We start from the raw sequence: 20677 nt of genomic DNA on the forward strand, positions 1-20677 counted from the left end.
TCTGAGTGTGAAGCCGGTCAAAGTGGGCATCTGTGGGCTGGGTACCGTTGGTGGCGGTACCTTTAACGTTCTGCAACGTAACGCCGAGGAGATTGCCCGCCGTGCCGGGCGCGGAATTACCGTTGCCCAGATTGCCATGCGCTCGGCCAATCCGCAGTGCGACATTACCGGGATTCCAACCACCAACGACGTGTTCGAGGTAGCCTGCAACCCTGACATCGAGATCGTCATCGAGCTGATCGGCGGCTACACCCTGGCCAAGGAGCTGGTGCTCAAGGCCATCGACAACGGCAAGCACGTGGTCACCGCCAACAAGGCGCTGATCGCTGTGCACGGCAACGAGATCTTTGCCCGGGCCCGCGAGAAGGGCGTGATCGTCGCCTTCGAGGCCGCGGTGGCCGGCGGTATCCCGGTGATCAAGGCGATCCGCGAGGGCCTGGCCGCCAACCGCATCAACTGGCTGGCCGGCATCATCAACGGCACCGGTAACTTCATCCTCACCGAGATGCGCGAGAAGGGTCGGGCCTTCGAGGACGTGCTCAAGGAGGCCCAGGCGCTGGGCTACGCCGAGGCCGACCCGACCTTCGACGTGGAAGGCATCGACGCCGCCCACAAGCTGACCATCCTGGCGTCCATTGCCTTCGGTATCCCGTTGCAGTTCGACAAGGCCTACACCGAAGGCATCACCAGGCTGACCACGGCCGACGTGAACTATGCCGAGGCGCTGGGTTATCGCATCAAGCATCTGGGCGTGGCCCGTCGTACAGAGGCTGGTATCGAGCTGCGCGTACACCCGACGCTGATCCCGGCTGATCGCCTGATCGCCAACGTCAACGGTGTGATGAATGCCGTGATGGTCAATGGCGATGCGGTAGGCAGCACCTTGTACTACGGCGCCGGTGCCGGTATGGAGCCGACCGCTTCGGCGGTGGTCGCCGATCTGGTGGATGTGGTGCGTGCCCTGACCACTGATCCGACCAACCGTGTACCGCACCTAGCCTTCCAGCCGGATGCTCTGAGCGATCATCCGATTCTGCCGATCGAGCAGTGCGAGAGCGCCTACTACCTGCGCATCCAGGCCAAGGATCACCCGGGGGTTCTGGCGCAGGTGGCGAGCATCCTCTCCGAGCGCGGTATCAACATCGAATCGATCATGCAGAAGGAGGCCGAGGAGCAGGACGGTCTGGTACCGATGATTCTGGTCACCCATCGCGTGGTCGAGGCGCGTATCATCGAAGCCATCGCCGCCATGGAAGCGCTGGATGGCGTCACCTCACCGGTGATCCGTCTGCGTGTCGAGCAGCTCAACTAATCCCCGTGTCCGGCCGCAGGCCCTTGCCTGCGGTCGCAGCAGAACGAAGGTTTGACCCCAATGCGCTATATCAGTACCCGCGGCCAGGCGCCGGCCCTGAATTTCGAAGACGTGCTGCTTGCCGGCCTGGCCAGTGATGGCGGCCTCTACGTGCCGGAAAACCTGCCGCGTTTCACCGTTGAAGAAATTGCTTCCTGGGCCGGTCTGCCCTATCACGAACTGGCCTTCCGCGTAATGCGTCCGTTTGTTGAAGGCAGCATTCCCGACGCCGACTTCAAGAAGATCCTCGAGGACACCTACGGCGAGTTCGCTCACAACGCCGTGGCGCCGCTGCGTCAGCTCAACGGTAATGAGTGGGTGCTGGAACTGTTCCATGGTCCGACCCTGGCCTTTAAAGACTTTGCCCTGCAGTTGCTCGGCCGTCTGCTCGACTACGTGCTGGCCAAGCGCAACGAGCGCGTGGTGATCATGGGTGCCACCTCCGGTGATACCGGCTCGGCGGCCATCGAAGGCTGTAAGGCCTGCGAGAACGTCGACATCTTCATCATGCACCCGCACAACCGCGTGTCCGAGGTGCAGCGCCGGCAGATGACCACCATTCTCGGCGACAACATCCACAACATCGCCATCGAGGGCAACTTCGATGACTGCCAGGAGATGGTCAAGGCCAGCTTCGCTGATCAGGGCTTCCTCAAGGGTACCCGTCTGGTGGCGGTCAACTCGATCAACTGGGCGCGGATCATGGCCCAGATCGTCTACTACTTCCACGCCGCCATCCAGCTCGGCGCGCCGGCCCGCTCGGTGGCCTTCTCGGTGCCCACCGGCAACTTCGGTGACATCTTCGCCGGCTACCTGGCGCGTAACATGGGCCTGCCGGTGAGCCAGCTGATCGTCGCGACCAACCGCAACGACATCCTGCACCGCTTTATGAGCGGCAATCAGTACGTCAAGGAAACCCTGCACCCGACCCTGTCGCCGTCGATGGATATCATGGTCTCGTCGAACTTCGAGCGCCTGCTGTTCGACCTGCACGGCCGCAACGGTGCGGCGATTGCCAGCCTGATGGACAGCTTCAAGCAGGGTGGTGGCTTCAGCGTCGAACAGGATCGCTGGACCGAGGCGCGCAAACTGTTCGATTCGCTGGCGGTCAGCGACGAGCAGACCTGCGAAACCATTGCCGAGGTGTACAAGGAGTGTGGTGAGCTGCTCGATCCGCACACCGCCATCGGTGTGCGTGCTGCCCGCGAATGCCGTCGCAGTCTGGCCACTCCCATGGTGGTGCTGGGGACTGCGCATCCGGTCAAATTCCCGGAGGCGGTGGAGAGGGCTGGAATCGATGCCGTGCCAGCGCTTCCGGCGCATCTGGCCGACCTGTTCCAGCGCGAAGAGCGTTGTACCGTGCTGGCCAACGACCTGCAGGCCGTACAGCAGTTCGTTGCCGCCCACGGTAATCGTGGCAAGCCGCTGTAACACGGTGCGTCACAAAAAGCCGGCCTCAGGTCGGCTTTTTTGTTTGCGCCAGAAAACGTTCGGCGAAGCGCTCGGCCAGAGCGGTGATGGTCAGACTGGGGTTGACTCCGACGTTGGCCGGGATCGCACTGGCATCGACCACGTACAGTCCGGGGTGGCCGAATACCTGGTGGTCGGTATCGATTACGCCCTTGTCCGGCGTGGCGGCCATTACCGCGCCACCCAGTGGGTGTGCCGTGACCGACAGATTGCCCAGGCTTTCCGGCAGTACGTTCATGGCAATTCCGTTGCTGACCTCGGCAAAGGCGCGGGCGGCGGCGTTGGCCTGTGGCAGATAGGAAGGCGTGCGCTGGCCGAAGCTGACTGCCGACTGCAGGCCGTATCGGCCGCCGCGTAGCCACTTGCGCGCGTAGGTAAGGCGCAACTGATTGTCGGCCTGCTGCATCACCGTCAGTACCGATACGCGCTTGTGCCAGTCACCTGTGCGCCACGCTCGGCTGCTGTCCAGTGGATGGCGCAGCATCTGACCGATTACGCGCAGGGCGCGACCTAGTGGGCGGCTGCCATCTACCAGCGGGCCCATGTAGAAGCGCATAAAGGCGTAGCTGGCGGGAAAGCGGTTCTGCGTGATGTGAGTGTGCGAATCCGCATGAAAATGGCTGGAGATGGTCGTGCCGTCAGTCAGGTCGATGTGCGCATCCCTGCTGAGAATGCTGACGACAGCTTCGCTGTTGGTGCGCACATGTTCGCCCAGAGCGCGGGAGATGTCGGGCAGGGTGCGGAAGCGTTCGCGGGAGTTGAAAAGGATCTCCAGAGTACCGATCACACCTGCGCTGAGAATGACCAGGCGGGCGCTCAATGGCGCCTGTTGCTGCCTCTGCCATGGATGCCGGCGATGCAGACGGTAACCGCCTGTCCAGGGTTCGATATGGCTGACCCGGGTTTCTGCAAGCACTTGGGCGCCGGCCTGCCTGGCCAGGAACAGGTAGTTGGTCGGCAGGCTGTTCTTGGCGCCATGAGGGCAGCCGGTGATGCACTGGCCGCAGCGCGTGCAGCCGCTGCGCAGGGGGCCTTGGCCGTTGAAGAAGGGATCGTGCGGTGGTAGCGCCGGGTTGCCGAAATAGATGCCCTGCGGCACGCTGGTGTAGCTGTCGGCCACGCCTAGGCGTGCAGCGGTCTGTTCCAGCCAGTGATCCTGGAGGCTGCGATATGGGTTCTCGCTAAGCCCCAGCATCTGTTGTGCCCGTTCATAGTGGGGGGCCAGTTCCGCCTGCCAGTCCGGGCTCAGGTGTGCCCAGGCGTGATCCTGATAGAAAGTGGTGCCTGGCTTGAGCAGTACGGCGGCGTAGACCAGGCTGCCGCCACCGACGCCGATGCCGCGCACCACGCCGACATGACGGAATACCTCCTGCGCCAGCGGGCCGGTGAGTTTCAGGGCAGGCGCCCAGATCAGGTGGCGGGTGGACTGGCCGCTGCGGGTGAAATCTTGCGCTTGGTAGTCGCGACCCTGTTCCAGTACTGCCACCCTGAATCCCGCTTCGCTCAGGCGCAGCGCACTGACGCTGCCGCCAAAGCCAGAGCCGACGATGATCACGTCATAATCAAAGTTCTGGGGCATCGGCGCGTCTCAGCAGAAATGGAAAGGCCAGGCGCTTAAGCAGGGGCAGTTCGATGATGGTCATGCCCAGCAGGGTGTTGTCGTCGAACTGACGCAGTTCATCGCGCAGCCAGCGCCAGGGAATAGGCCCGTGGGCTCCGTAGCTCAGATCTACGCCGATCTTGCCGTCGATCAGGGACGGGCGCCTGTTGCACTGCATGGAGAACTTCTCCATCAGTTGTCCGCGCCGGCGCAGTACGTTGGTGGCGGTGAGCGGGTCGAGGAAGCGTTTACCCTGCCATCCGGGCAGGCCGCACAGTGCCACGCTGGGGTCGGCACAGACACGCAGCCAGGCCGGGCCGATAAAGCTCGCCTGGTAGAAGCCTGTGCGACTCGATACTGGTGCCGGAGCCAGCTGCCGGAACAGTTGGCCCAGCTGTTTCAGGGAAGCATTGCTAAGCGAGGCGTGGTGCATGCTGGTGCGAGATCCTGCTCTTCGGCCGGTTTGCGTCCAGCATGCCCAGTACGTCGGCCACCGCCTAGCACCTTGGCATGATCGTCCTGTCAAATGGCTCCATGGCTGCGCAGTTCGGCGATCTGTTCGGGACTGTAGCCAAGCTCGCCGAGCACCTCGTCATTGTGCTGGCCCAATGCCGGGCCGATCCATTCGACGCTGCCGGGCGTCTCCGAGAGCTTGGGGACGATGCCCGGCATGCGGAACGGTTTGCCGTCCGGCAGCCTGGCGGCAAGGAACATCTCGCGGGCCAGGTATTGTGGGTCGCCGAACATGTCCTCTACCGAGTAGATGCGGCTGGCCGGCACTTCGGCTTGTCGCAGCACCTGCTCCACCTCGCTGAGAGGCAGGCTCGCGGCCCAGCGGTCGATGACCTCATACAGTTCGCCGCGCCGTGCATCGCGACCATCGTTGCTGGCCAGGCCCGGATCGTTTGCCAGGTCGTCGCGGCCGATGGCCAGCATGAAGCGCTTGAAAATGGCATCGCCGTTGGCGCCAATCTGGATGTGCTTGTTGTCGGCGGTGGTGTGGATCGAGGATGGCGTGATGCCGGGCATGATGTTGCCACTGCGTTCGCGGATGAAGCCGAACACGTCAAACTCCGGCACCATCGACTCCATCATGGCGAACACGGCTTCGTAAAGTGCCACGTCCACCACCTGGCCGCTACCGCCGTTGACTTCGCGCTGGCGCAGGGCCATCAGGGCGCCGATCACGCCCCAGAGGGCGGCGATGGAGTCACCGATGCTGATGCCGGTGCGTACCGGTGGGCGATCCTCGAAGCCGGTGATGTAGCGCAGGCCGCCCATGGACTCGCCGACGGCGCCGAAGCCCGGCTGTTCCTTCATCGGGCCACTCTGGCCGAACCCGGAAAGACGCACCATCACCAGTTTGGGGTTGAGTGCGTGCAGGGTCTGCCAGTCGAAACCGAGTTTTTCCAGTACGCCGGGGCGGAAATTCTCGATCAGGACATCGGCATTGCTCAACAGTCTGCGCAGAGCCTCGCGACCAGCCTCATGCTTGAGGTTGAGGGTGATCGAGCGCTTGTTGCGTGCCTGTACGAACCACCACAGCGAGGTGCCTTCATAAATCTTGCGCCACTTGCGCAGCGGATCGCCACCGTCGGGCGATTCCACCTTGATGACTTCGGCGCCGAACTCGGCGCAGATGCGGGAGGCGAAGGGGCCGGCGATCAGGCTGCCTAGCTCGATGACCTTGAGGCCGGCGAGGGGTTTGCTGGATGTGTTCATGCGGGCTCCTGTGAGTGACTGCGCGGCAAGCCTATTCCTTTTCCGGAGTGTCGGCCAGGCGTTGCAAGTGCGAATGGGTTGACGCATTTCTGAGTGCACTTGCTGCCTGGCTGCGGTTTAATCTGCTGGCCAAAGGACATTCCCGGATTTTGCTCATGGATGGCTTTTCTCCTCTTTTCCCTGTCGTTCTTCCTGCCGGACGCAGCTCATGCGTGATGGCGGGATGACTTCGCGTCTTTTCCGACGAATGACATGACGCACTTCACATGTGATGTATTGCGATGTCACATGTGAGGTTTTACGCTGAGGCGCATGAGTACCAGGACATCAGCCTATTACCAGCGTCTTTATCGCCAGCGACTGCGTGAGCAGGGACTGGTGAAGAAGGAAGTCTGGATCCTGCCCGAGCACGCGCCGCTGTTGCTCGCGTTCGAGCGCAAACTCCGCCAGCCACAGGTGTCGCTGGCTACGATGGAAAAGGAGGAGGGTATGAGCATGCCGCAGGTTTGGACCGCCCAGGCGCTGTACGAGGCGCTGGCAGGTACGCAGCTTTTCCAGAGTGGGCAGGCCGGTATCGAACTGCTGCAGGGCGCTGACGCCAGTCTGCATGTGACCATGCATGAGTACGGCGAGCTGCCGTTGTTCATTGCGGTGTCCGGCGAGCAGATCGTGGTCGAGGCCCTGCTGTGGCCGGCCAGTGAGGTGATTGATGCGGCCACCTTCAACGAGGAGGTGCTGCGGACCCACAAGCTGTTTCCGCTGTCGTCCATCGGTCTGGAGCGCACGGCTGACGGTGGCGACTGCTACATCATGTTCGGCGCGCTGAGTTCGTCCTCGACCTTGGCCGACGTGGTGTTCGAGATCGAGCTGCTGGCCGACAACGTGATCAAGGCCACCGAAGCCTATGAAGGCTTCCTCAAGACCGGCGCCTGAGAGGAGAACAAGCGATGAATGTCTGGAGCAAGTTGCTGACGGCACTGCGCGGCGGTGCCAATGAAGTGGGTGAAGCCATGGTCGACAGCCAGGCCCTGCGTATCCTCGATCAGGAAATCCGCGACGCCGACGCCGAGCTGCGCAAGTCCAAGGAGGCGCTGGCCGAGATCATGGCCAGGCACAAGCTGTCGGTGGACCGGTTGGCCAAGTGTACGGCGAGCATTGCCGAGTATGAGCAGTACGCCCTCAAGGCGCTGGAAAGCGGCAACGAATCGCTGGCCAGGGAAGTGGCCGAGAAGATCGCCAACCTGGAGATCGAACAGGCCAGCGAGCGTGAGCAGGTCGAAGGTTTTGCCGCCAGCGTGGCGCAACTGCGCCAGGCGGTGAGCCAGGCCGAAGGCAATATCAAGCGCCTCAAGCAGCAGGTGGATACGGTCAAGGCCACCGAAAGCGTGCAGCGTGCGCAGATGGCCGTGGCCCAGCGCTACGGTGGTTCGCAGGCCAAGCTGCAGACCGCGGTCGAGTCGCTGGAGCGGATCAAGCAGAAGCAGGCCGAGCGGGTGGCGAAGATGGAGGCCTCGGCCGAGCTGGCCGCCACCAGTGCTCCGGACGATTCGCTGGATGCCAAGCTGCGCGAGGCCGGGATCAAGGCCGGTAATGCCAGTGCCGAGAGTGTGTTGGCGCGCCTTAAGGACAAGGGCCGCGGTTGAGCCTTGTAAATACGGGGCGCCTGCGTCCCGTTACCTGATTCGCTACGGAAAAGCATCAGATGGAACTCTTCCTGCAGACTTTACTGTCGTTCCCTACAGTCATCTACAGCTTCCTGCTGTGCGTGGCGGTCATCTACTGGCTGGTGGTGGCTGCCGGTCTGCTGGAGATCGACCTGCTCGACATCGAGGCCGAGTCGGTGATGGAAGGCAGCGGCCAGACCGAGGGGCTGGCCGGTCTGCTGTACAAGTTCAAGCTTGATGGCGTTCCGCTCACCCTGATGCTGAGCCTGCTGTTCTTCTTCGGCTGGTTCGTCTGTTATTTCGTCGAGCTGTGGCTGCTGCGTCATCTGCCCTTGGGCTTACTGCGCTACCCGCTGGGGCTGCTGGTCATTGGTGGTGCCTTCGTCGTGGCTGCGCCATTGTCTGCTGCCGTTTGCCGGCCGTTGCGTCCTCTGTTCCTCAAGGCCGAAGCCACCAGCAACAAGTCGGTGCTGGGGCAGGTGGCAGTGGTACGTAGCGGAAGGGTTAGCGCCAGCCATGGCGAGGCAATACTGGAGGATGGCGGTGCAGGCCTGATTCTGCGCGTGCGTTGCGATGAGACACAGGGCTTTAGGCGCGGCGACCGGGTGGTGCTGCTGGAGTACCTGGCAGCCGAGCACGCCTACCGGGTAATCAGCGAAGAAGAGTTCCGAGGCGTCTAGCGGCTGCGGCCAGTCCCCTGGCAACGGAGCATCGGCAGGATGGGCGGCTGTCGTGCCTGTCGGTACATAAAAGCAAAGGAGTAGAGCTGTAATGGAAAACCTTATCCCCTTCATCGTCGGGGCAGGGCTGGTCGTTCTTTTCGTGATGGCCCTGATAGCCCTGTTCAAGGCGTTCTACATCAAGGTTCCGCAGGGTACGGCGCTGATCGTCAACGACATGAGTTCCACCCCCAAGGTGCACTTCACCGGTGCGCTGGTGTATCCGGTGATCCACCTCAAGGAGTTCATGAAGATATCCCTGATCACCCTGGAGGTGGATCGTCGCGGCAAGGACGGGCTGATCTGCCGTGACAATCTGCGGGCCGACATCACCGTGGCCTTCTACCTGCGGGTCAACGAAACTCAGGAAGACGTGCTAAAGGTGGCCAAGGCCATCGGTGTGGAGCGCGCTTCCGACCGTGGTGCGGTCAACGAGCTGTTCAACGCCAAGTTTTCCGAGGCGCTGAAGACCGTCGGCAAGCAGTTCGACTTCGTCCAGCTGTTCGAGAATCGCCAGGAGTTCCGTGACCGCATCGTCGAGGTGATCGGCAATGACCTCAACGGCTATGTGCTGGAGGACGTGGCCATCGACTATCTGGAGCAGACAGCTAAAACGTCGTTGGATCCAAGCAACATTCTTGATGCCGAAGGTATCCGCAAGATCACTGAGCTGACCGCCGCGCAGAACGTCATCACCAACGAGCTGGAGCGCAACGAAGAGCTGGCGATCAAGAAGAAAAACGTCGAGACACGCGAGGCCACCCTGGCTCTGGAACGCCAGCAGGCCGACGCCGAAGCACGGCAGAAGCGTGAGATCGAGACCATCCGTGCCCGCGAAGAGGCCGAAACCCTCAAGGTGCGCGAGGAAGAGCGTCTGAAGGCCGAACAGGCGCGTATCCAGACTCAGCAGGAGCTGGATATTCGTGCCGAGAACCATTTGCGCGAGGTCGAGGTAGCCCAGCAGAACCGCCAGCGTGCGGTGGTCATCGAGATGGAGAAGGTCACCCGTGCCAAGGAGCTGGAAATGGTGGCCCGCGAGCGGGAAGTGGAGTTGCAGCGCATCGAAAAGGAAAAGGCGCTGGAAGAAGAGCGCAAGAATATCGCCGGAGTGATCCGCGAGCGCGTGGCGGTGGAGAAGACCGTGGCGCAGGAAGAGGAGCGCATCAAGGAGGTGCGCGAGGTTTCCGAGGCCGAGCGTCTCAAGCAGGTCGCCGTGCTCAACGCCCAGGCTGAAGCGGAGCAGGAGCTGGTGCGTCAGGTCAAGCAGGCCGAAGCCGACGAAGCCCGCTCCAAGCACAAGGCGGTGGAGATCAATACCCTGGCCCAGGCCGAGCTGGAGGCTGCGGCCAAGAGCGCCGAGGCCAAGAAGAAACTCGCCGAAGGCATCGAAGCCGAGCGCGCGGCCCCCGGCCTGGCCGACGCCAAGGTGCGTGAAGTCACTGCTGCGGCAAAAGAGAAGGAAGGCCTGGCCGAAGCCCGCGTGGAGGCCGAGCGTCTGATCGCCGAAGCCAAGGGCGAGCAGGAAAAAGGTCTGGCGGAAGCGCGTGTGCTGGAAGCCCAGGCGGCCGCCAAGGAGAAAGACGGCCTGGCCGAAGCCAGGGTGATGGAGGAAAAACTCAGTGCCCAGGCACGTGGCGAAGAGCAACTGGGTCTGGCCAAGGCCAAGGCGACCAAGGAGCAGGGCTCTGCCGAGGCGGCAATCCTGCTGGAGCGTCTGAGCTCCGAAGCCGAAGGTCTGGGCAAGAAGTTCGGTGCTCTGGATTCGCTCAGCGATGCGGCGCGTGCCCACGAGGAGTTCCGCATGCAGCTGGAGAAGAGCTTCGAGGAAGCCATGGCTGCCATCGCCGCAAACAAGGAAATCGCCAAGGATCAGGCCGAGGTGCTGGCCGCGGCCATGGCCAAGGCGAAGATCGAGATCGTCGGCGGCGAGGGCGACTTCTTCAATTCCTTCGCCAAGTCGCTGTCGGTGGGCAAGGCCATCGAAGGTGTGGTCGGCAAGAGCCCAGTGGTGCAGGACGTGATCGCCCGCCTGCTGGCTGGCAAGGCCGCAGCAGCGCAGCCGGTCGCGCCGAGCGCAGGTCCGGAGCAGGGCTGAAAAATGTAGGGTGGACAAGGCTCTTGTTGTCCACCATTGGCGACTCGAACGGTGGACAAGCTGCGCGTTGTCCACCCACCGACTACGCAGCATCATCGCCCGGCTTCACCCCGAGGAAGTCGACGAGGCACTGCGCGCCAAGATTGCCATTGTCGAGCAAAAGATCGGCGCTTGACTGATGGGGTGGCTCAGGCCATCCGGATGCTGCAAATCCAGGAAGAACACGATGTCGGACGCACAAACACAGGACGTATTGGACCGTGCCGTTGCCGAAGGCGGCGCCTACGAGGTGCTGCACAGGCGCCTGCAGGAGCAGGGCCAGCGCCTGCGCGGACTGACCGAAGCACTCAATGACCAGCGTCTGGCCGAGTTCGGCAGCAGTCAGATGGAAGCCATCGGCCGGGTACGCATCCGCACCGAAAACAACTGCATCGCCCGCGATATCGTCCAGGTCGGCGACAGCCTGCTATTCGGCTACAACGTGTTCATCGGTCTGAAGAAGGAAACCCACGTCGCCGACGTGTTCTCCCTCTATCGTCTGGTCGAGGGTGTCGAAGGCTTCGAGGCCGAGCCGGTGCCGCTGGAGGGCAGTTTCCTGGCTCAGGCCAGTTTCGTCGCCGACTTCAACGAGCTGTACACCTATTACAAGAACACCCGCCTGCTGCAGCTAGCCATTCGCGACGGCAAGCTGCTGGCGAGTTTCCAGATCGGAGAGCGGATCACCGATATCCGCGTGTTCCGCTGGTCGATCTCCATGGACGGCAAGGACGTTCGCTACATCGACAACCGCGGCGAACGCGATATCGCGCTGCCGTCGCCGTTCGACTTCGAATGGCAGAAGACTTCCCGCGAGATGGTGGTCGCCGGCCGCCATCCGCACATGAACATTCTCGATACCCTGTTCGTCGAGACCATCGGTGGCGACCTCACCATCAAGGTCGAGAACAACACCCAGGACGGTTTGGGCATCTACCGCGAAACGGTGGTGGACAAGACCCAGTCGCTGGACGACGCGCAGATCGAATATGCCCGTCTGGGCAGCCTGATCCTGTTGAAGATCCTGCCGTACCGCGAGGAGCAGTGGCGCTACCTGGTGTTCAACAGCCTGACCCGCCAGGTCGAACGCATCGATGCCATCGGCCTGGCCTGCGTGCAGCTGCCGGAAGACCACGGCATCATCTTCCCCGGCGGCTACTACCTGCAGAGCGGCGAGTACAAGACCTTCGAGCAGCCCATGGGCGGCATGCGCTTCAAGCGCTCGGTGCGCTCACCCAACGGCGAGGACGTGCAGTACATCTTCTACCACCCGGAAGAAGGCCGTTCGGCGTTGTTCACCTACAACATGATCAACCGCCAGCTGCACAACCCCATCTTCGGCCACGGCTATGCGCGCCTGGAAGACGGGCGCATGGTGATCTTTTCCGCCGAGGGCAGCGAGCCGACCCGCATCCACCCGATGCAGATCTGGCAGACGCCGTTCGAGAGCGATGACTACGCCGCACGCCAGCCGGCGCGCAGCGGCTTCTTCGGGCGCATCGGCAACGCCGAGCTGGTGCGTGGTGTGTCCGACCTGCTTAACCTCAGCCGTGAGATCGACAGCCGCGAAGTGTCGGTGGCGCGCTACACCCAGTTGTGCCAGAACACCCGTCGCCTGTTCGACGTCTATCACTGGCTGGGCGATGCCCAGTGCGCCGAGCTGGCGCCGCTGCTGCGCGAGATCGCCGCTACTGGCGAGCTGGTACTAGACGAATTCGAGAAGGTCGAGAGCATCCGCCAGCAGTCTGCCCGCGCCATGGCCGAGGCCGAGACACGGCACAAGAGCCTGCTCTCCGGCCTGCTGGTCGACAGCTGGGACGAGGTGCAGCATTTTGTCGAGGCACTCAACGCCATCAATGCCCAACGCGGCCAGTTGCTGACCATCCGCGACCACCGCTACATCGACGTGGCGCGTATCGACGCCATGGAAACCGAGTTGCTGGAAGCGCAGGAGCGCGTGGCCACGGCCACTTCCGCCTTCCTCGCCAGCGACGCCGCGCTGCAACCCTACGTGCAGCGCCTGGGCGAGCTGGACAGCCTGGCGCAGAAGGCCGAGAGCGTCACCCAGCTCAACGAGCCGCTGGCCGAGATGCAGGCCATGGCCGGCAACCTGGACATGCTCTCCAGCCTGATGGCCGGGCTCAAGATCGACGACGCCACCCGGCGCACCGCCATCGTCGAGTCGATTTCCGAGGTCTACGCCCACCTCAACCAGGCCAAGGCGCGTGCCGAGCAGCGGCGCAAGGGGCTAGGCTCGGCCGAGACCGTGGCGCAGTTCGGCGCCCAGTTCAAGCTATTCGGTCAGGGCATCACCAACGCCCTGGCGCTGGCCCAGGATCCGGAGAAGTGCGACGAGCAGCTGTCGCGCCTGCTGGTGCAGCTCGAAGAGCTGGAAAGCCAGTTCGGTGATCACGAGCAGTTCCTCAGCGACATTCTCGGCAAGCGCGAGGAACTGCTGGAAACCTTCGAGTCGCACAAGCAGAGCCTGCTCGACGACCGCCAGCGCCGCGCCCAAGGCGTGCTCGATGCCGCCCGGCGCATCCTCGACAGCCTGAGCCGACGCACCGCGCGTCTGACCCAGATGGAAGAGCTCAACGCCTTCTTCGCCGCCGACCCGCTGATCCTCAAGCTGCGCGAGATGGCCGAGCGCCTGCGCGAGCTCAAGGACAGCGTCAAGGCCGATGATGTCGAAGCGCGTCTGAAGGCCGCCCGCGACCAGGCCGTGCGCGCCCTGCGCGACAAGAGCGAGCTGTTCGAGGAGGGCGGCAACGTCATCAGGCTCGGTCCGCGCCACCGCTTCAGCGTCAACACCCAGGAACTCGACCTGACCCTGATGCCGCGCGGTGATCAGCTCTATCTGCACCTGACCGGCACCGATTTCCTCGAACCGCTGCGCGACGAGAGGCTGGATGGTCTGCGCGACTACTGGCAGGTGTCGCTGGAGTCAGAATCGCCTTCGCTGTACCGCGCCGAATACCTCGTCGGCCTGGTGCTCGACGCCGCCTTGGCCGACCGTGAAGGACTGAGCCTGGATCTGCTCAAGACCCACCTGGCGCAGCCGGAAACCCTGACCCGGCTGATCCGCGACTTCGCCGCGCCGCGCTACAAGGATGCCTACGAGAAGGGCATCCACGATCATGATGCGGCGCTGATCCTCGCCCGGTTGCTGCCGCTGCGCGAAAGCGCCGGGCTGCTGCGTTACGCGCCGGCCGCGCGGGGCTTTGCCGCGCTGTTCTGGAACCGCTGGGGACAGGATATCGAGGCCGAGCTGTGGCCGGAGCGCGCACGCAGCAGCCTGCACCTGCGCCAGTTGTTCGGCAGCGAGGACGGCGTGCAGCGCCTGCGCGAAGAGATCGATGCAGCCATGCAGCGCTTCCTCGCCCAGTACCCGCTGCCGGTAGACGCTGCGCAGCGCCAGGCGGCTGCGGCTTATCTGGTCGAGGAACTGGCGGCCAAGCCCATCGAGTTCAGCTTCAGCAGGTACGCCCGGCAACTGCTCGACAGCCTGCAGCAGCGCATGCAGGCCAGCCATGTCTGGGACGACTACCGCGCCGCGCTGGACAACCTGCGTGGCCGCCCGGTGCAGCGCTGGTCGCTGGCGCAGACCTGGTTCGACGGCCTGTGTGCGCAGGATGCCAGCATGGCCGAGCTGGCCGACTATGTGCCCGAAGCCATCGCCGTCAGCCTGCTGGATGACGAATTCCCGCGGCGTTTCACCGAGGTCGACCTGCGTTTCACTGTCAGCGGCCTGCTCGGCGATCATCCGCGTGTGCAGGATGGCGCGCTGCTGCTGGCCATCGACGACTACTTCGCCCGCCTGCAGCAGCACCTGGATCACTTCGTGCCGCAACTGCAGCGCTACCAGGCGCTGCGCCAGGAGGTGATCAACCGCGAGCGCGATGCGCTGCGCCTGAGCGAATTCAAGCCACGGCCGCTGTCGTCCTTCGTGCGCAACAAGCTGATCAATGACGTGTACCTGGGTTTCATCGGCGACAACCTGGCCAAGCAGATGGGCACCGCCGGCGAGAACAAGCGTACCGACCTGATGGGCCTGCTGATGCTCATCTCACCGCCCGGCTACGGCAAGACCACGCTGATGGAGTACGTGGCACACCGCCTGGGCCTGATCTTCATGAAGGTCAACGGCCCGGCGCTCGGTCACGAGGTGCGTTCCATCGATCCGGCGCAGGCGCCGGACGCCACCTCGCGCCAGGAGCTGGAGAAGCTCAACCTGGCTCTGGAGATGGGCAACAACGTGATGCTCTACGTCGACGACATCCAGCACACCCACCCCGAGTTTCTGCAGAAATTCATCTCGCTGTGCGACGGCACGCGGCGCATCGAAGGCGTGTGGAAGGGCAGGACCAAGACCTACGACATGCGCGGCAAGAAGTTCTGCGTGGTGATGAGCGGCAACCCGTACACCGAGTCCGGCGACGTGTTCAAGATTCCCGACATGCTCGCCAACCGCGCCGACATCTACAACCTCGGCGACACCCTCGGCGGCATGCAGGAAGCCTTCGCGCTGAGCTACATCGAGAACGCCCTGACCTCCAACCCGGTGCTGGCGCCATTGGCCACCCGCGACATGGCCGACGTCTACCGCTTCGTCGCCAAGGCCGAGGGCAAGCCGTTCTCGGTGGGCGAGCTGAGCCACACCTACAGCGCCGCCGAGATCAACGAGATCACCTCGACCCTGCAGCGTCTGATGCAGGTGCGCGACGTGGTGCTCAAGGTCAACCAGCAGTACATCGCCAGCGCCGCGCAGGCCGACAGCTACCGCACCGAGCCGCCGTTCAAGCTGCAGGGCAGCTACCGCAATATGAACAAGATGGCCGAGAAGATCAGCTCGGTGATGAACGATGCCGAGCTGCTGCAGCTGATCGCCGACCACTATCAGGGCGAGTCGCAGCTGCTCACCACCGGCGCCGAGGAGAACCTGCTCAAGCTCGCCGAGCTGCGCGGCAACCAGACGTCCGAGCAGGCCGAGCGCTGGGCGCAGATCAAGCGCGACTTCATGCGCAACAAGGCCATGGGCGGCAGCGACAGCGATATTGGTGGCCGCGTGGTGGCGCAGCTCAATGACCTGGTCGAGAGCGTGCGCGGCCTGGGCGCCGGCAAGTCGGTCAGCGAAGCACCGAGCATTCCCTGGGAGCAGTTGCTGGCGGGGCTGGATAACCTCGGCAAGCTGCGTCCGCAGGTGGAGCTGGTTGCTCCGCCGCAGCCCGGCACGCAAAAATTGCTCGAAAGCCTGGCCGATAGCCTGGAGAACAGCTTTCTGCCGCTGATCAAGGCGATGGACAAGAAGATCGACATCGATTTGCGCACCCACAACCGCATGCTGGAAATCTCCACCCAGCTGCGTGACCTCGGCACGTTGCTCGGCCAGGAGCAGCGCAGCGCTGCCGCGGACGACGAGGCGACGTGAGACGAGGCTGGCTGGTTGAGTTGCGTCCGCTGCTGCTGATCAGCGGCGCGATGCTGCTGGTGCAGGTGGTCAATGGCGCCCGGAGTGGCGCCTTGAATCTCTGGGGCCTGGTGCCCCGCCATATCGAGGCGCTACCCGGCATCCTTCTCGCGCCCTGGCTACACGGCAGCTGGGCGCATCTGCTCAGCAATCTCAGTGGTCTGCTGGTACTCGGCAGTCTGGTGCTGCTGCGCTCGCGTCGGGACTTTTTCCTCGCCAGCGCCTTCATCATCGTCGGCAGCGGGGTGCTGGTCTGGCTGTTCGGCCGTACCGGCCTGCATGTCGGTGCCAGTGGCTGGCTGTTCGGCTTCTGGGGACTTTTACTGGCCCGGGCCTGGTTCGAGCGCAGCCTGCTCGACCTGCTGTTGGCGGTGCTGGTCTTCTTCCTTTATGGCGGCTGGTTCTTCGGCCTGCTGCCACGCGCCGGGGTCTCCTTCGAGTACCACCTGGCTGGTGCCTTCAGCGGCGTGCTATACGCTGCGCTGAGTCGCCACCGCAATCAATGACGAAAGGGAATTTGCATGGACTTCAACCGCCTCGACCAAACCCTGCGCGACAGCCTCGCCGACCTGCGCCTGAGCAATGAAGAGCGCGACGAACTGCGTGATCTGGGCAACGACCTGAGCCCGGATCAGGTGCGCTTCATGCGCAACCGCGCCTTTGCTCTGGTGCGTGACCTGATCGCCAACCCCGAGGATGCCCTGCCGGCGCTGAAGTGGCTGGAGCAGGTGATCAAGACCCTGGAAGTGCGCTGTTCACCACTGCGCGGTCACAGCAGCGCGCACTTCAGTCCTGGCGAGAGCTGCCGCCAGCGCATCCGCGACCTGTGCCGCCACGCCCGGGAGTCGGTGGATGTCTGTGTGTTCACCATCTCCGATGACCAGCTCAGCGACGAACTGATTGCCGTGCACCGCCGAGGCCTGGCCGTGCGCATCATCAGCGACAGCGAGAAGCGCTTCGACGTCGGCAGTGACATCCAGCAGCTGATCGATGCCGGCGTACCGCTGCGCATCGACAACAGCCCCTTCCACATGCACCACAAGTTCGCCCTGTTCGACGGCCGCCTGCTGCTCAATGGCAGCTTCAACTGGACCCGCAGTGCCAGCACCAGCAATGAGGAAAACCTGCTGGTGACCGACGACCCGCATCTGGTTGGCGAGTACCAGCGTGAGTTCGACAAGCTCTGGGGCCGTTATGCAAGCAATGAATGACGCATGCTTGCGCCACCTGTCCGGTGAGTATCCGCCTGTGGCGATTGACTGCGGCTGAAGGCTGGAGCGCTGTAACCGGTCCGCTATGGGGCGCTCGGAACAGGTTCTATGATGAGCCTGCTTCCAGCCAGGCGGAAGCAGCAGAGACAGGCTATTCGAGGTAGACTTGTCGCCCTGTTTTTTCGCCAAGAAGCCCGCCATGGCCCTGCCGTCGACCACCTACAAGATCGAAATGAATCTCACGGACATGGATCGCAGCGTTTATGAAAACCTGCGGTTCACTGTCGCCCGTCACCCGTCCGAGACCGAAGAGCGTCTGGCTGTGAGGTTGATCGCCTACGCGCTGTTTTACGACGAGCTATTGGCCTTTGGTCGCGGTCTGTCGGATGTGGACGAGCCGGCACTGTGGCAGAAGAGCCTTGATGATCGGGTTCTACACTGGATCGAGGTGGGCCAGCCGGACAGCGAGCGCATCACCTGGTGCAGTCGCCGCGCCGAGCGCTTCAGCCTGGTGGCTTACGGCAATCTGCGGGTCTGGCAGGGAAAATGCCTCGAGCCGGTACGCAACCTGAAAAACATCAACGTGGTGGCTCTGGGGCAGGAGGCGTTGACCGATCTGGCGCAAGATCTGCCTCGCTCGCTGTCCTGGAGCGTGATGATCAGCGATGGCGAACTGTTCGTCACCGACGAGCGTGGACAGCACGAGATTCCGCTGGAGTGGCTGGTCGGCGAACGCTGAAGCCGGGCTACGGTTCGGTTCCCTCTCCCCTAGGGGGAGACAAACCCCGTCTCACCTGAAATAGACCCAAGATGCGCATCGAAGCCCGACCCTTACCTTCCCAGTTGCCTGATCTGGGCAATCTGCCGCCGCTGCTCACCCGTCTCTACGCCGCCCGTGGCGTGCAGTCCGCCGAGGAGCTGGACAAGGGCCTGGCGCGGCTGATTCCCTACCAGCAGCTCAAGGGCATCGACGCTGCCGTCGAGCTGTTGGTCGAGGCGCTTGCGCAGCGCCAGTGCATCCTGATCGTCGGCGACTTCGATGCCGATGGCGCCACCGCCAGCACGGTCGGCGTGCTTGGCCTGCGTCTGCTCGGCGCCGCGCATGTGGACTACCTGGTGCCGAACCGTTTCGAGTATGGCTACGGCCTGACCCCGGAAATCGTCGCCGTGGCGCTGCAGCGCAAGCCCGACCTGCTGCTGACCGTAGACAACGGCATCTCCAGCGTCGACGGCGTGGCCGCAGCCAAGGCCGCCGGGCTCAAGGTGCTGGTCACCGACCACCACCTGCCGGGGCCGGAACTGCCCGCAGCTGACGCCATCGTCAATCCCAACCAGCCGGGTTGCGCCTTCCCGAGCAAGGCCATGGCCGGCGTCGGGGTGATGTTCTACGTGCTGCTGGCGTTGCGCGCGCGTCTGCGTGAAAACGGCTGGTTTGCCAGCCGTGGGGAGCCGAACCTGGGCGAGTTGCTCGACTTGGTGGCGCTTGGCAGTGTGGCCGATGTGGTGCCGTTGGATGCCAACAACCGCATCCTGGTGCACCAGGGGCTGGCACGCATTCGCGCAGGTCGGGCACGGCCAGGACTGCGGGCGATTCTCGAAGTGGCCGGGCGCGATCATAGGCGCATTACTTCCACCGACCTGGGTTTTATTCTTGGCCCACGGCTGAACGCGGCCGGGCGCCTGGACGACATGAGTCTGGGGATCGAATGCCTGCTCTGTGACGACGAGGCGCTGGCCCGCGACATGGCGGTACAGCTCGACCAGCTCAACCAGGATCGCAAGGCCATCGAGCAGGGTATGCAGCGCGAGGCGCTGGCGCAGCTCAAGGATTTGGCTCTGGACGATATGCCGTTCGGTCTGTGCCTGTTCGAGCCGGACTGGCATCAGGGGGTGATCGGCATCCTCGCTTCGCGGCTGAAGGAGCGCTATCACCGCCCGGCCATCGCCTTTGCCGATGCAGGGGAGGGCATGCTCAAGGGCTCGGCGCGTTCGGTGCCGGGGCTGCATATCCGTGACGCGCTGGACGCCGTGGCGGCGCGCCATCCGGGGCTGATCAGCAAGTTTGGCGGGCATGCCATGGCCGCTGGACTGTCGCTGCCGCAGGCTAATTTCGGCGCGTTCGCGGCCGCCTTCGATGCCGAGGTGCGTCGCCAGCTCAGCGAGGACGACCTGACCGGTCGACTGCTGTCTGACGGACAACTGGCAGCCCACGAGTTCCACCTGGAACTGGCGCGCGCCTTGCGCAACGCCGGCCCCTGGGGCCAGCACTTCCCCGAGCCGCTGTTCCATGGTGTGTTCCAGATCGTGGGGCAGCGCATCGTAGGTGAGCGCCATCTGAAACTGGTGCTCAAAACCGAGTGCGGCAGCATGCAGCTCGACGGCATCGCCTTCAACGTGGATCGCGACGTCTGGCCCAACCCCACGCTGCGCTGGGCTGAACTGGCCTACAAGCTCGATCTCAACGAGTTCCGTGGTGTCGAGAGCGTGCAGTTGTTGGTGGTACATATCGCGCCGCGCTGATGTCGGCAGGGCGACGGTAATATCCGGAAGCACTCCGACGGCTGTCCGCAGTGACGCCCAGGCCTACACTCAGCAGGATTTTCTTGCGGAGAATGTGTGATGAATACCCGTGGACTGCTCGACCAATTGCTCAAGTCCGGACAGGATCTGTTGCAGCAAAAGGGTGGCTCTGGTGTTTCCTCCGGTTTCGGTGAGGCGCTCGGCAGCTTGCTCGGCAGTGGCGGCAGCAAGCCCGCAGGTTCTGGCGGCGACCTCGGGTCGTTGCTCAAGGGGGCTGGTGGTGGCGCTGCGCTGGCCATGCTGCTGGGCAACAAGCGGGTGCGCAAGGCTGGCGGCAAGTTGGCGGTCTATGGCGGTCTGGCCGCGCTCGGTGTGCTTGCCTACAAGGCCTACGGCAACTGGCAGGCGCAGCAGGGACAGGCACAATCGATCGAGCCGCGTACGCTTGATCGCCTGCCGGCGCCACAGGTCGAGCAACATAGCCGCGCTATTCTCAAGGCGCTGGTAGCGGCGGCCAAGGCTGATGGTCATGTGGACGAGCGCGAGCGGCAGTTGATCGAGCAGGAACTGGCCCGGCTGGAGCCGGACGCCGAGCTGCAGGCCTGGCTGCACACTGAGCTGAACACGCCGCTGGATCCGCAGTCCGTAGCCAAAGAGGCTGTTACGCCGGAGATGGCGGCGGAAATGTACCTGGCCAGTGTGCTGGTGGTGGACGAGCAGCACTTCATGGAGCGGGCCTATCTGGATGAGCTGGCGCGCCAACTGCAATTGGCGCCGGAGCTGCAGCGCGAGCTGGAGGCTCAGGCAGGTATCAGCCGTTGA

At 63.6% G+C, this 20677-nt stretch carries 15 protein-coding genes; 12 read left to right on the plus strand and 3 right to left on the minus strand.

The window, feature by feature from the left end; genetic code table 11:
• The first annotated feature begins 7 nt into the window (after positions 1 to 7).
• Together NCCP436_RS03060 and thrC are read left to right on the plus strand one after the other, a co-directional pair.
• A complete protein-coding gene (locus NCCP436_RS03060) occupies positions 8 to 1312 on the plus strand; it encodes a homoserine dehydrogenase (RefSeq protein ID WP_220802318.1) in 1305 nt (434 codons plus the stop codon).
• Between the two features lie 60 nt (positions 1313 to 1372).
• On the plus strand, positions 1373 to 2782 hold the full coding sequence (thrC, locus tag NCCP436_RS03065) for a threonine synthase (protein WP_220802319.1): 1410 nt from the start codon (positions 1373 to 1375) through the stop codon (positions 2780 to 2782).
• Between the two features lie 25 nt (positions 2783 to 2807).
• On the opposite strand, the gene NCCP436_RS03070 is transcribed toward thrC, so the two are convergent.
• From NCCP436_RS03070 to NCCP436_RS03080, 3 genes are all read right to left on the minus strand, one after another.
• Complete coding sequence (locus NCCP436_RS03070) at positions 2808 to 4400, minus strand: GMC oxidoreductase (RefSeq protein ID WP_220802320.1); 1593 nt, start codon at positions 4398 to 4400, stop codon at positions 2808 to 2810.
• Entirely contained in the window at positions 4384 to 4854 is a 471-nt protein-coding gene (locus NCCP436_RS03075) for a hypothetical protein (RefSeq protein WP_220802321.1), read from the minus strand. Before NCCP436_RS03075 ends, NCCP436_RS03070 begins: the two co-directional genes overlap by 17 nt.
• Positions 4855 to 4943: 89 nt before the next feature.
• On the minus strand, positions 4944 to 6143 hold the full coding sequence (locus NCCP436_RS03080; protein ID WP_220802322.1) for a CaiB/BaiF CoA-transferase family protein: 1200 nt from the start codon (positions 6141 to 6143) through the stop codon (positions 4944 to 4946).
• A 312-nt stretch (positions 6144 to 6455) separates the two neighbouring features.
• On the opposite strand from NCCP436_RS03080, the gene NCCP436_RS03085 reads away from it, so the two are divergent.
• The 10 genes from NCCP436_RS03085 (at position 6456) to NCCP436_RS03130 (ending at position 20677) form a co-directional block, all read left to right on the plus strand.
• Positions 6456 to 7076 carry a YjfI family protein gene (locus tag NCCP436_RS03085; RefSeq protein WP_220802323.1) on the plus strand — a complete coding sequence of 207 codons (621 nt, stop codon included), beginning with the start codon at positions 6456 to 6458 and terminating at the stop codon, positions 7074 to 7076.
• Between the two features lie 14 nt (positions 7077 to 7090).
• Positions 7091 to 7786, plus strand: coding sequence for a PspA/IM30 family protein (locus tag NCCP436_RS03090; RefSeq protein WP_220802324.1), 696 nt, complete (start codon positions 7091 to 7093; stop codon positions 7784 to 7786).
• Between the two features lie 59 nt (positions 7787 to 7845).
• On the plus strand, positions 7846 to 8487 hold the full coding sequence (locus NCCP436_RS03095; RefSeq protein ID WP_220802325.1) for an OB-fold-containig protein: 642 nt from the start codon (positions 7846 to 7848) through the stop codon (positions 8485 to 8487).
• Positions 8488 to 8578: 91 nt separating this feature from the next.
• A complete protein-coding gene (locus tag NCCP436_RS03100) occupies positions 8579 to 10621 on the plus strand; it encodes a flotillin family protein (protein WP_220802326.1) in 2043 nt (680 codons plus the stop codon).
• A gap of 226 nt (positions 10622 to 10847) precedes the next feature.
• Positions 10848 to 16085, plus strand: coding sequence for a DNA repair ATPase (locus NCCP436_RS03105; RefSeq protein ID WP_220802327.1), 5238 nt, complete (start codon positions 10848 to 10850; stop codon positions 16083 to 16085).
• Positions 16082 to 16630 carry a rhomboid family intramembrane serine protease gene (locus NCCP436_RS03110; protein WP_220802328.1) on the plus strand — a complete coding sequence of 183 codons (549 nt, stop codon included), beginning with the start codon at positions 16082 to 16084 and terminating at the stop codon, positions 16628 to 16630. The genes NCCP436_RS03105 and NCCP436_RS03110 overlap by 4 nt, the downstream gene beginning before the upstream one ends.
• A gap of 15 nt (positions 16631 to 16645) precedes the next feature.
• Positions 16646 to 17335: a phospholipase D-like domain-containing protein gene (locus tag NCCP436_RS03115; RefSeq protein ID WP_220802329.1), complete on the plus strand. Its 690-nt coding sequence runs from the start codon at positions 16646 to 16648 to the stop codon at positions 17333 to 17335.
• A 199-nt stretch (positions 17336 to 17534) separates the two neighbouring features.
• Positions 17535 to 18074, plus strand: coding sequence for a YaeQ family protein (locus NCCP436_RS03120; protein WP_220802330.1), 540 nt, complete (start codon positions 17535 to 17537; stop codon positions 18072 to 18074).
• 71 nt (positions 18075 to 18145) lie between these two features.
• On the plus strand, positions 18146 to 19855 hold the full coding sequence (gene recJ, locus NCCP436_RS03125; protein WP_220802331.1) for a single-stranded-DNA-specific exonuclease RecJ: 1710 nt from the start codon (positions 18146 to 18148) through the stop codon (positions 19853 to 19855).
• A gap of 99 nt (positions 19856 to 19954) precedes the next feature.
• Positions 19955 to 20677, plus strand: coding sequence for a tellurite resistance TerB family protein (locus NCCP436_RS03130; protein WP_220802332.1), 723 nt, complete (start codon positions 19955 to 19957; stop codon positions 20675 to 20677).

The organism is Pseudomonas sp. NCCP-436 (assembly GCF_019656335.1).
Lineage (GTDB): Bacteria > Pseudomonadota > Gammaproteobacteria > Pseudomonadales > Pseudomonadaceae > Aquipseudomonas.